General features: G+C 60.0%; 11 protein-coding genes. 3 read left to right on the top strand and 8 right to left on the bottom strand.

Going from position 1 to position 10,860, the window contains the following annotated elements:
• Positions 1–75 precede the first annotated feature (75 nt).
• Complete coding sequence (locus ACA060_RS12560) at positions 76–1,359, top strand: Zn-dependent hydrolase (RefSeq protein ID WP_109630315.1); 1,284 nt, start codon at positions 76–78, stop codon at positions 1,357–1,359.
• Between the two features lie 64 nt (positions 1,360–1,423).
• On the opposite strand, the gene ACA060_RS12565 is transcribed toward ACA060_RS12560, so the two are convergent.
• A complete protein-coding gene (locus ACA060_RS12565) occupies positions 1,424–1,837 on the bottom strand; it encodes a DUF6691 family protein (RefSeq protein ID WP_109630318.1) in 414 nt (137 codons plus the stop codon).
• Between the two features lie 2 nt (positions 1,838–1,839).
• On the bottom strand, positions 1,840–2,274 hold the full coding sequence (locus ACA060_RS12570) for a YeeE/YedE family protein (protein ID WP_497317603.1): 435 nt from the start codon (positions 2,272–2,274) through the stop codon (positions 1,840–1,842).
• A 291-nt stretch (positions 2,275–2,565) separates the two neighbouring features.
• Here ACA060_RS12570 and ACA060_RS12575 point away from each other — a divergent pair, with 291 nt between their 5' ends.
• Positions 2,566–4,062 carry a helix-turn-helix transcriptional regulator gene (locus ACA060_RS12575; RefSeq protein WP_497317605.1) on the top strand — a complete coding sequence of 499 codons (1,497 nt, stop codon included), beginning with the start codon at positions 2,566–2,568 and terminating at the stop codon, positions 4,060–4,062.
• Between the two features lie 195 nt (positions 4,063–4,257).
• Positions 4,258–4,512 (top strand): DUF1652 domain-containing protein, encoded by a 255-nt coding sequence (locus ACA060_RS12580; protein WP_497317607.1) that lies wholly within the window; start codon positions 4,258–4,260, stop codon positions 4,510–4,512.
• A 451-nt stretch (positions 4,513–4,963) separates the two neighbouring features.
• On the opposite strand, the gene ACA060_RS12585 is transcribed toward ACA060_RS12580, so the two are convergent.
• The 6 genes from ACA060_RS12585 to ACA060_RS12610 all read right to left on the bottom strand — a co-directional run bounded on the left by ACA060_RS12585 (position 4,964) and on the right by ACA060_RS12610 (position 10,506).
• A complete protein-coding gene (locus ACA060_RS12585; protein WP_497317609.1) occupies positions 4,964–6,079 on the bottom strand; it encodes a Gfo/Idh/MocA family protein in 1,116 nt (371 codons plus the stop codon).
• Positions 6,080–6,261: 182 nt separating this feature from the next.
• A complete protein-coding gene (locus ACA060_RS12590) occupies positions 6,262–7,029 on the bottom strand; it encodes an SDR family oxidoreductase (RefSeq protein WP_109630332.1) in 768 nt (255 codons plus the stop codon).
• 57 nt (positions 7,030–7,086) lie between these two features.
• Positions 7,087–8,154, bottom strand: a complete 1,068-nt coding sequence (locus ACA060_RS12595; protein ID WP_497317611.1) for a phosphotransferase family protein — start codon at positions 8,152–8,154, stop codon at positions 7,087–7,089.
• 201 nt (positions 8,155–8,355) lie between these two features.
• Positions 8,356–9,327 carry a 2-hydroxyacid dehydrogenase gene (locus ACA060_RS12600; RefSeq protein WP_109630337.1) on the bottom strand — a complete coding sequence of 324 codons (972 nt, stop codon included), beginning with the start codon at positions 9,325–9,327 and terminating at the stop codon, positions 8,356–8,358.
• 101 nt (positions 9,328–9,428) lie between these two features.
• Positions 9,429–10,025, bottom strand: coding sequence for a TetR/AcrR family transcriptional regulator (locus ACA060_RS12605; RefSeq protein ID WP_497317613.1), 597 nt, complete (start codon positions 10,023–10,025; stop codon positions 9,429–9,431).
• A 97-nt stretch (positions 10,026–10,122) separates the two neighbouring features.
• The gene (locus ACA060_RS12610) at positions 10,123–10,506 is read right to left on the bottom strand and encodes a tautomerase family protein (protein ID WP_497317615.1); all 384 of its coding nucleotides are present in this window, start codon (positions 10,504–10,506) and stop codon (positions 10,123–10,125) included.
• Between the last annotated feature and the right edge of the window lie 354 nt (positions 10,507–10,860).

Genomic DNA, 10,860 nt, shown 5'->3' on the forward strand with positions numbered 1-10,860 from the left:
TGCTCGCGAAGACGGCCTTCCAGACACCCAAAAATTGCCTGAAGAAATCCATAAGAACTGCCTGAGGAGATCATCATGAACGCTGCTGTAGACGTTCTGCAGTCCACCCATCAGCACATCAACCGCGACCGCTTGTGGCAGTCGCTCATGGACCTGGCCAGACTCGGCGCCACGGTCAAGGGGGGCGTCTGCCGCCTGGCCCTGACCGATCTGGACCGTCAGGCCCGGGACATCTTCGTCAACTGGTGCGAAGAGGCCGGTTGCACCGTCAGCATCGACGCCGTCGGCAACATCTTCGCCCGCCGCCCCGGGCGCAATCCGAACCTGCCTCCCGTCATGACCGGCAGCCACATCGACACCCAACCCACCGGCGGCAAGTTCGACGGCTGCTTCGGCGTTCTGGCCGGCGTTGAAGTGCTGCGTACCCTCAACGACCTCGGCGTGGAAACCGAGGCGCCGCTGGAAGTGGTGGTCTGGACCAACGAAGAAGGCTCGCGCTTCGCTCCGTGCATGATGGGCTCCGGCGTGTTCGCGGAAAAATTCACCCTCGAAGAAACCCTGGCCAAGGTCGATGCCGAGGGCGTCACCGTTGGCGAAGCCCTCAACGCTATCGGCTACGCCGGCCCACGCAAGGTCAGCGGCCACGCCGTCGGTGCCTATTTCGAGGCGCACATCGAACAAGGCCCGATCCTCGAGGACGAACACAAAACCATCGGTGTGGTGATGGGCGCTCTCGGCCAGAAATGGTTCGACCTGAAACTGCGCGGCGTCGAAGCTCACGCGGGCCCGACGCCAATGCACCTGCGCAAGGACGCTCTGGTCGGCGCCGCGGTGATCGTCGGCGCCGTCAACCGCGCCGCCCTCGGCCATCAACCCCACGCCTGCGGCACCGTCGGTTGCCTGCAAGCCTATCCGGGCTCACGCAATGTCATTCCCGGTGAAGTGCGCATGACCCTGGACTTCCGTCATCTGGAACCGGCGCGCCTGGACTCGATGATTGCTGAAGTCCGCGAAGTCATCGAAACCACCTGCGAAGAACACGGCCTGACCTTCGAACTGACGCCCACTGCCGACTTCCCGCCGCTGTACTTCGACAAGGCTTGCGTCGAAGCGGTACGCGGCGCGGCGCAAGGCTTGGGGTTGTCGCACATGGACATCGTCAGCGGAGCAGGGCACGACGCGATCTTCCTCGCCGAACTCGGCCCGGCCGGGATGATCTTCGTGCCGTGCGAAGGCGGCATCAGCCACAACGAAATCGAAAACGCCGCGCCGGATGATCTGGCGGCCGGGTGTGCGGTGTTGTTGCGGGCAATGCTGGCGGCGTCGGCGGCGATTGCCAGCGGCCAATTGGCGGCCTGAAGCGCGAACACGGTCGTAGGCTTTGGCAGCGCATGCGCCGCCCAAACCTGCGATCGACCGTGACTCAGTGGCGCGCTTGCTTCGCTTTGAAGATCAGCATCCCCGCGAGCATCGCCATGAAAAACACCCAGGCCTGCCAATGCCCCGTTGGCAATAACACCAGCGCGGGCCCAGGGCAGATGCCCGCAATGCCCCAGCCGACTCCGAACAACAGGCTGCCAGCGATCAGGCGTCGATCCAACTCGCGACTGACCGGCAGTTGCATCGGCGCCCCCAGCAAAGACGTGGCGTGTTTCACCGCCCAATGAAACGGCGCCCAGGCCACCGCAATGGCAGCGATCATCACCAGTGCCAGGGAGGGATCCCATCGCCCGGTGATATCGAGAAACCCCAGCACCTTGGCCGGGTTGGCCATGCCGGCCAACAGCAGGCCGATGCCGAACACCAGGCCGGCGAGGAAAGCGGTCAGCTTTTTCATGCTCAAACCCCCAACAGATGACGCACCACAAACACGGTCACAAAGCCTGTGAACATAAAACACAACGTCGCAACGATGGAGCGTGGTGACAGGCGCGAGATGCCGCACACCCCGTGCCCGCTGGTGCATCCCGAGCCATATCGGGTGCCGATCCCGACGCACAATCCAGCGATGATCAGTCCCACGGCGCCCGTCTTGAATTCAATGGTCGGCCACGCCTGAAACAGCGCCCACAGCAGGGGGGCGGCCAGCAGTCCGAGGATGAACACGGCTTTCTCACCTCGACCGGAATCGCCGGATGACATCAGGCTGCCCAGCAATCCACTGATCCCGGCAATCCGTCCATTGGCCACGATCATCACGCTGGCCGCCAAGCCGATCAGAGCACCTCCGGCCAACGCGGACCACGGGGTGAAGTTAATCGTATCGAGCATCATCGCCATTCTCCGGTCCGGTAAAAATCAGCATGCAAGCACGCGTTTGCTTGAGCTTAGAGCAGCACCTGCAAGAAAACCCTACGACCAAAGATCCCAATGTCTGCCGGCGCGTCACAAACCTAATCCGGATAAGTTGACGGGGCTGGAAGCGTCTTTGCTGGTGCAGTAATTAACATCCACCTCACACGGTCTGTAGCAGCGGCTGCACCTGCTTTGCACTATCCCACCCCCTCGCGGTCGTAATCTTCACAGGGCGGCGCGTCGCTGCGCCGCTGCACCCGTGGAGATCCAATGAGCCAGGACGTCCTGACCACCGAAACCAATCGCCGCCAGTTGCAGCAGATAATCGCCGGTTTGTCCGACGGGGTGATTCTGCTGGAGCTCGACCAGACCATCCTGTGGGCCAATGAAGCCGCGCTGGCCATGCACGGCGTCAGTCGGATCGGCGAATTGGGCGTGAATGCCAAGGAATACGCCAGGCGCTTTGCCTTGCGCTATCGCAATAATCACCCGGTGGCGCCGGAGAACTACCCGATCAGCCGCGTCGCCAAGGGCGAGACGTTCGCCGATGTGCTGGTTGAGGTGACACCGACCGACGACGAAGAACGTACCTGGGTGCATAACGTGCGCAGCATGGTGCTGGCCGACAGCGCAGGCGAGCCGGAGTCGCTGGTGTTGATCATGGACGACGTCACGGAGTGGGCCAGCGCCGAGCAGCGATTCGAGAAGACTTTCAACGCCAACCCGGCGCCGGCGGTGATCTGTCGCCTCAGCGATTTGCGTTACATCAAGGTCAATGCGGGCTTTCTGGAAATGACCGGCTATGCCCGCGACCAAGTGATCGGCGCGTCGACCTATGAGCTGGACATCCTGGACGGGGTAGAAAACAGAGACCTGGCGATCGAGCGTCTGCGCGATCACGCCACGATCCCGCAGATGCAGGCCGAACTGAAACTGCCCGAAGGCGGCAGCAAACAGGTGATCGTCGCCGGCCAACCGCTGGAGTTCAACGAGGAAGACTGCATGCTGTTTTCCTTCGTCGACATGGAGCCGCGTCACAAGGCCGAGGTGGCCTTGCGTCAGAGCGAGGAACGATTTGCCAAGGCGTTTCGCCTGACGCCAGTGCCGACATTGGTCTGCGATGCGCAAGACCAGGTGGTGATCGACGTGAATGAGGCCTTCCTGGACACCCTCGCGTACCCCAGTGAAGAAGTGCTTGGCAAGACCGTTGCCGAACTCGACTTTATCGATGACAAGAGCGCGCGCACCCGGCTGTTTGCGGCGCTGGAGAAGGCCGGAAGCCTGGATAGGGTCGATGTCAGAATCCGCAGGAAAGACTCGACCTTGATCGACTGCACGGTGTCGGCCGACACCGTGAACATTCAGGACAATCCTTGCTACCTGCTGGTGCTGATGAACATCACCGAACGCAAACGCACCGAGCTGGAGCTGGTGGCGGCGATCGAGGAGGTGATGAAAGACGCCTCCTGGTTCACCCGCACGCTCATCGAAAAGCTCGCCAACGTGAAGAACATCAACTCGCCGCAGTTGCCCAGCGTGTCCTTCACCGACCTGACTGCCCGCGAGCGCGATGTACTCGGGCTGATCTGCGAAGGCCTTGCGGACAAGGAAATCGCAGCGCGCCTGAAGCTGGCGCCCAATACCGTGCGCAACCATGTGTCGACGGTGTATTCCAAGCTGGATGTGCACAGTCGCAGCGAAGCGATTGTGTGGGCGCGGGAGCGCGGTTTGTTCTCCAGCGAGTGGCGGCCCAAAGGTCAGCGTTAAGGTGCAAATGCACTAGGCCGGGCAGTGCAAATGGATGTTCTGGCGGGTCGTGGCAGTTCTTAATCTGTAAGGGTGCGAAACGGGCTTTTGGTCGGTATCGCGTCCTCTACGAAACAGCTTAAGGAACAGTCGCATGCTCGGCCAATTCAACAGGTTTTCAGTCGACGGGGTCAGCCGGCCCATGGGTGAATCGCAATGATTTATCTGACGCAATTGCGTGCGCAACTGGAACAGCACTTTTCCCCTCTTGCTTGTGATTGCAGCGTGTCGGGTGACAACTCGGTGACGGTGAAGCTGTATCACCCGGTGTCGGGGCAGGTGGATCTGGTGGTCAGTGGTCTGAGTGTCACTCAGCTCAGAACCCCGGAAGCGGTCGCATCGTTGATTGAGGAACTGCGTTACGAGCTCGAGAGCAACAGTTTGCATCAGCGGCAGGACTCGGTTTCGTAGCTGTCGTTTTTCAGGGTTGAAAAGAGGCTAAGGGCCTCATTTGCTGGCATTGGCGGCTGACTAGGCTATAAGAAATGCGAGGGTATAATTTTCTGTGACCAATCCGCGGCTTCGCGGTAAGTGCGTCGGGTCGCGGAAAGTGTCGATGACTTATCGCGGGACAGCCTATGAACAGTCTTGGGAAACGTGCTTTTTCGCCTCTGTCGCTCGCCTTTTGTGTAGCGATTCTCAGCGGTTGCGCCAGTCCGCCACCACCAGCACCCGTCGCACCACCGCCCGCGCCTCAACGCACGTGTGAAACCACTGAACAGAAAGAAGTGATGGGCGACGCCCGAGTGACCGAAGAGGTGACCCGGGAGACGACGCTCACTCGTTGCGTCACTCAATAATCCTGAGCGGCTGGCGGTACCCGGCACCCTCACGGGTGCCGGAAGCCGTGGGCGTCTGAACCTCAGATGTTCTCGATCCTGACCCAGCGTGATTCGTCTGCCGCCAAGCGGATTGCCGTCGCCAGGCGTTCGACTTCCCATGCTTGCTCAAAGTCAGTGCCACTCTGGGACAGGCCGGCCAGCGCCAGTACCAGGTCGTGCACTTCCAGCGTCTTGAGTTCGTTGTACCCCAACTGATGCCCCGCCGCCGGGCTGAACGCGGCGTAACCCGGCAGGTTCGGCCCAGCGAGCAAACGCTGGAAACCGTCCTGGCCGACGCGATACAACCGCAGCTCGTTCAAGCGTTCCTGGTCGAACGCCAGCGTGCCTTGCGTGCCGCTGATCTCGAAGCTCAGGTGATTCTTGTAGCCATGCTTGAGCCAACTGCTGCTGAACGTACCTCGTGCGCCGTTGGCAAACCGCAGCAGCGCGTGGACCTGATCGTCGACCGCAATATGCCGCTGTTCCTGGCTGCCCGCCGTCGCAGGACGCTGGAGATGCACGGTCTGAGTGTCGGCGCACACCGATTCGACATCGCCCACCAGGTAGCGCGCCATCGCCAGCAAATGGCTGCCCAGATCCGCCAGCGCACCGCCGGCGTGATCAGCATCGCAACGCCACGACCACGGTGAATCAGGATCGGCCATGAAGTCTTCGCTGAACTCACCCTGAAAACTGATGATCTGCCCCAGCTTGCCGCTGTCGATCAGCTCCCGCGCGAGCCCGATCATCGGGTTGTGCTGATAGTTGTAACCCACCCGCGTCACTACTCCCGCGGCTTTTGCGGCCTGACGCATGGCGTTGGCTTGCTGCAGATTCACCGCCAAAGGCTTCTCGCAATACACCGGTTTGCCGGCGGCAAGGGCGGCCATGGCCATCGGGAAGTGGAGGTGATTGGGGGTGGTGATGGCGATCAGATTGACCTTCGGGTCATCGATCAGCTGTTGCCAGTCGGTGTGCGCGGTTTCAAAACCCCAGGCATCGGCACAGTGCCGGGCGCGGTTTGGATCGGCGTCGGCGAGGGCGGCCAGTCTGAGCTTAAGCGGAAGCTCGAACACCGCGCTGACGTTGCGAAACGCCAGGGCGTGGGCGCGGCCCATGAAACCTGTGCCGATGAGTCCGATACCGAGTTCGCGCATGATGGAAGGCCTTTAGATTTTTATTTTCAGAAGGCACTTTATGGAATAAAAATTCTGTTAATGCAATATGCGGAATAAATATTCATTAGGTTGATGGCTTGATCATTCCCACGCGTGGGGACGAACGGAACGAACAAAAAAGGCAGCCCCGAGGCTGCCTTTCGTTCATCCGGAGAAATGAATCAGGACAAGAACCCGCCATCCACGTTCAACGAAACCCCGGTGGTGTAGCTCGACGCATCACTCGCCAGATACAGCACCGCACCCGCCATCTCACTCGGATCAGCCACACGCTTGAGCGGGATCTGTTGCAACGCGGTGTTCAAGATCGCCTCGTTCTTCACCAGTGCCGATGCAAACTTGGTGTCGGTCAGGCCAGGCAACAGGGCGTTGCAGCGGATGCCGAACTGCGCGCATTCCTTGGCGAACACCTTGGTCATGTTGATCACGGCGGCCTTGGTCACCGAGTAGATGCCCTGGAAGATGCCGGGCGAGATGCCATTGATCGACGCGACGTTGATGATGCTGCCGCCGCCGTTTTCGCGCATCAGTTTGCCGGCTTCGACCGACATGAAGAAGTAGCCGCGGATGTTGACGTCGACGGTTTTCTGAAAGGCGCTGAGGTCGGTGTCCAGCACGTTGCAGAACTGTGGGTTGGTCGCGGCGTTGTTGACCAGGATGTCCAGGCGTCCGAACTGTTCCTTGATACCGGCGAAGACCTGGCTGATCTGTTCCATTTCACCGATATGGCAAGCAACAGCGGTGGCTTTGCCGCCGGCGGCGATGATCGCATCGGCCACGTGCTGGCAGCCGTCGAGCTTGCGGCTCGAAACGATGACGTGGGCGCCTTGCTGGGCCAGCAGTTTGGCGATGGCCTCACCAATGCCACGGCTGGCGCCGGAAACGAATGCGATTTTGCCGTCGAGGTCGAACAACTGAGTCTTGGACATGGGATTCTCTTGTAAAAAGTCTTGTTATTGGGGCCAGGGGGGCAATCAGCGCCGCGATCAGAGCGTAGATTTCTGGATGACTTGCAGGCTCATCTGCTCCAGCAGTTTGTTCATGTGAATGAACTGCGCGAAGCGTTTGTCCTGGGTTTGACCGTGGAAGAAGCGGTAGTAGATCTGCTGCACGATGCCGGCCAGGCGGAACAGGCCGTAGGTGTAGTAGAAGTCGAAATTGTCGATTTGGATGCCTGAGCGCTCGGCGTAGTAGTCGACGAATTCGCGGCGGGTCAGCATGCCCGGGGCGTGGCTCGGTTGGCGACGCATCAGTTGCACCGGCGCCGGGTCGGCGGCCTCGATCCAGTAGGCGAGGGTGTTGCCGAGGTCCATCAGCGGGTCGCCGAGGGTGGTGAGTTCCCAATCGAGTACGCCGATGATTTGCATCGGGTTGCTCGGGTCGAGGATCACGTTGTCGAAGCGGTAGTCGTTGTGGACGATGCTGGAAGTCGGGTGATCGGCCGGCATCTTGTCGTCAAGCCAGGCCTTGACCGCTTCCCACTTCGGCGCGTCCGGGGTCAGGGCTTTGTCGTAGCGATCACTCCAGCCTTTGATCTGTCGCGCCACATAACCTTCGGGCTTGCCAAGGTCGCCCAGGCCGTAGGCTTTATAGTCGACCCGATGCAGCTCAACGAACTTGTCGATGAAGCTCTTGCACAAGGTTTCGGTTTGCGCCGAGTCCAGGCCCAGTTCCGGCGGCAGTTCGGAGCGCAGGATGATCCCGTTGACCCGTTCCATCACATAGAACTCGGCGCCGATCACCGATTCATCGGTGCAGTGCACATAGGCTTTGGGGCAATACGGGAAACCGTCGCGCAACTGATTGAGGATGCGAAATTCGCGGCCCATGTCGTGTGCGGACTTGGCTTTGTGGCCAAACGGCGGGCGACGCAGGACAAATTCCTGCTCCGGGTATTCCAGCAGGTAGGTCAGGTTCGACGCGCCGCCGGGAAACTGGCTGATCACAGGCAAGCCACTCAAGCCCGGAATGTGGGCCTTGAGGTATGGATCGATCAGGCTGGCATCGAGTTCTTCGCCGGTACGGATACGGGTGGACTGGTCAGTAAGCGCCATGCTTATCCCTTCTGCTTATTTTGGAGGCCAGACATCATTGGCTAATCTAATGGTGCGCCGGGGCAGCCACAAGCGTGGCACGGTCTTATAGGTTAGCGTGTTGCTGGATAATCAGCGTTCCTGATGTGCGGGAACGGGCGCGTGGGGACAGGGCTCACGGGGCGAACAGCGCCCCGGCTCTGGACGCTGTCGAGCGTCCGTTCAGTCAGCGAACGAGAACGGCGGAACCGGTGCGGGTAATTCAATGGGGGTCAACACCGGTTGACCGGAAAAGAACGCCACCAGGTTTTTTCCTACCAGCTCAACGGTGCCTTGGGTCGCTTCCGGGGACAAGCCCGCGACATGCGGCGTCAGGATCACGTTGGTCAGCGCCTTGAGTGCCTCCGGCACGTGGGGCTCTGCATCGAACACATCCAGCGCGGCACCGGCAATGCGTCGCTGTTCAAGCGCGCTCACCAGGTCTGCGGTGGCGATCACTGAGGCTCGGGCAATGTTCACGACGAACCCCTTTGGCCCCAAGGCCTCGAGCACTTGTCTGTTGATCAGGTGTTTGGTGCCCAGGCCGCCGGGCGTGGCGACGACCAGAAAGTCCGAAGCGCGTGCCAGTTCGGTCGGCGTCGAGCAGAAGGTATAAGGGACGTCGCTGCGATGCTGGCGGTTGTGGTAACTCACGGTCATGTCGAAACCGGCGGCGGCGCGTTTGGCGATGGCCATGCCGACCGCGCCGAGGCCGAGAATTCCCAGGCGCTTGCCGGCCAGGGAAGGGCGCATGATCTTCGGCCACTCGCCGCGGCGTACGGCGGCATCGCAACGGGGAATGTCGCGCACCAGTGCCAGCAGCATGGCCATGGCATGGTCGGCGACTGAAGAGGCATTGACCCCGGCGCCATTGGTGACGGTGATGTCGCGGTTGGCCGCGGCTTGCAGGTCGACGTGTTCGTAACCGGCACCGATTACGCAAATGATCTTGAGGTTGGGCAAGGCGGCGATTTCATCGGCGTACAAACCCAGGGGGCCGCGGGTCAGCACGGCATCGATCTGGGCGCCATGTCGTGCGATGGCGTCGGCGCGCTCGGCCGGTGTCGGAGCCAGAATCAGGTGAAAGCCCTGATGTTCGAGAATCGGCAAGTAATCATTAATGGTTTCAACCAGTACCAGAACGGTTGCAGGCATGCTGGGCTCCTGTGGGTATTGAATGTCGGATCTCGAATGTTGCTTCAGACTGCTGATTCCAGAGGAGTTTAGCAACGCCCGGGGATTGCACACGCCGTTGATCAGACTGATTGACCTGGTGAGGTCAGAAAATTCCGGGCGGCGTCGAGAATCTCATCGGACAACCCGTCCCCGCGTGTGGCACGCGCCAGCGTCAGCGCACCGACCATCAAGGAATAATCGACCAAGGCTTGCTGGCGATTGGCTTCGGGCTGGTCCGCACCCATCAAGGGCGTAAGTATCTGCAGAAAGGCTTCCAGGCCATGGGTGTAGGTCTGGTGCAAACCGCTTTCGGCGGTTTCATGGCACATGTCACCGGCAAACGCCGCGACCGGGCAGCTTTCGCCCGGGTTGTCACGATTGGCCGCCGACAGGTAGGGCGCGATGATGCTGGTGCGGGCGGAGACGTTGTCGTCGCTGGCGTCGATTTTCTGCTTCCAGCGTTCCATCGACTGCGTGAACGCCCGGGTGCAAGCCTCTTTCGCCAGCGCTTCCTTGGAGTCGAAGTGACCATAGAACCCGCCATGGGTCAGCCCGGCCGCGCCCATCACATCGACGACGCTGATCCCGTGCAGGCCGCGCTCGCGAAGCAGCCGTGAGGCGGCTTCGACGATGATCTCGCGGTTGAGGTCAGCTTGTTTGCGGGAGACTCGGGGCATGGCGGCTCACAGGTAGGGAAGGTTGATAGATGACGGGCATCATAGCGAACGGTGGGGCGCGCGTCTGGCCGTCACTTCGGTACTGCTGTTGGACCGCTCAAAGCGCGTATTGAGCGATGCCATTGCCAAACGACCAGTTCTCTTTTTTCACTTCCACCAGATTGATAAAGACGTCTTCCAGGCGCACCGCCAGTTCCGTGTTAAGGCTATCGGCGATGGTTTTGTAGAGGAGTTTTTTCTGCTCGACGGTGCGGCCTTCGCTCAGGGTAATCTGAATCACCACCAGGCTGTCGGTGCGGTCGATGCCCAGATAGCCGGGATCAAAGATGAAATGCTGCTCATCGTGCTCGGAAAGAATCTGGAAATTATCGTTTTCCGGCACGCCAATCGAGCTGTGCATGGAAGCGTAGATCAACTGCCCGACACGTTTGGCGAAAGTAGGGTCTTGATGCTTTTTGATGTCGACGCGAACGAGTGGCATGAGAGGCTCCTTAATCAGGGTTGCCGATCAGCAGTCAGGGTTGAAATTACCTGACGCTCATCCTTTATCAAATAGATTTTTTGGAACCATCGTCTTCCAATATATATAGGCATGTTGGGAGTGGCGGTAGGTGAACTATAAAAGTTGCCGTTTACTCTTAATCGAATAACAAGCCGATAAAATTCCAGCCTACCCCTATAGTAAAAATTAGAAGAATCAGTATGGATGTAAGCATTATCGACTCATGGGGCATGATGGTAGCTCCCTAATATAGCAACGTACTATGAGCGGCGAACTTCGGCGTGGGTATTTCATTACCTGCTGAGTGCAGATGCCTTGGGAGTGCCGCTTACC

It is taken from the genome of Pseudomonas sp. LBUM1671 (assembly GCF_059695685.1).